Source organism: Leclercia sp. M-A074-M, from assembly GCF_965195605.1.
GTDB lineage: Bacteria > Pseudomonadota > Gammaproteobacteria > Enterobacterales > Enterobacteriaceae > Enterobacter.
Genome location: NZ_CBDAHM010000030.1, coordinates 1 through 1,069, shown reverse-complemented (window position 1 = coordinate 1,069; position 1,069 = coordinate 1). Strand labels below are relative to the sequence as shown.

The 1,069-nt window shown below is 54.0% G+C and carries 1 rRNA gene; it reads right to left on the bottom strand.

Annotated features, from left to right (window positions below):
• Positions 1 to 37: 37 nt before the first annotated feature.
• A 23S ribosomal RNA gene (locus ACOKCT_RS22900) occupies positions 38 to 1,069 on the bottom strand; the annotation flags it as partial.

Genomic DNA, 1,069 nt, shown 5'->3' with positions numbered 1-1,069 from the left:
AANNNTCTCAAACCCACCGAAACAGCTTCGGCGTTGTAAGGTTAAGCCTCACGGTTCATTAGTACCGGTTAGCTCAACGCATCGCTGCGCTTACACACCCGGCCTATCAACGTCGTCGTCTTCAACGTTCCTTCAGGANCCTTAAAGGNTCAGGGAGAACTCATCTCGGGGCAAGTTTCGTGCTTAGATGCTTTCAGCACTTATCTCTTCCGCATTTAGCTACCGGGCAGTGCCATTGGCATGACAACCCGAACACCAGTGATGCGTCCACTCCGGTCCTCTCGTACTAGGAGCAGCCCCCCTCAATTCTCCAGCGCCCACGGCAGATAGGGACCGAACTGTCTCACGACGTTCTAAACCCAGCTCGCGTACCACTTTAAATGGCGAACAGCCATACCCTTGGGACCTACTTCAGCCCCAGGATGTGATGAGCCGACATCGAGGTGCCAAACACCGCCGTCGATATGAACTCTTGGGCGGTATCAGCCTGTTATCCCCGGAGTACCTTTTATCCGTTGAGCGATGGCCCTTCCATACAGAACCACCGGATCACTATGACCTGCTTTCGCACCTGCTCGAGCCGTCACTCTCGCAGTCAAGCCAGCTTATGCCATTGCACTAACCTCCTGATGTCCGACCAGGATTAGCTGACCTTCGTGCTCCTCCGTTACTCTTTAGGAGGAGACCGCCCCAGTCAAACTACCCACCAGACACTGTCCGCAACCCGGATTACGGGTCTACGTTAGAACACCAGCCATTAAAGGGTGGTATTTCAAGGACGGCTCCACGCAGACTGGCGTCCACGCTTCAAAGCCTCCCACCTATCCTACACATCAAGGACCAGTGTTCAGTGTCAAGCTATAGTAAAGGTTCACGGGGTCTTTCCGTCTTGCCGCGGGTACACTGCATCTTCACAGCGATTTCAATTTCACTGAGTCTCGGGTGGAGACAGCCTGGCCATCATTACGCCATTCGTGCAGGTCGGAACTTACCCGACAAGGAATTTCGCTACCTTAGGACCGTTATAGTTACGGCCGCCGTTTACCGGGGCTTCGATCAAGAGCTTCGC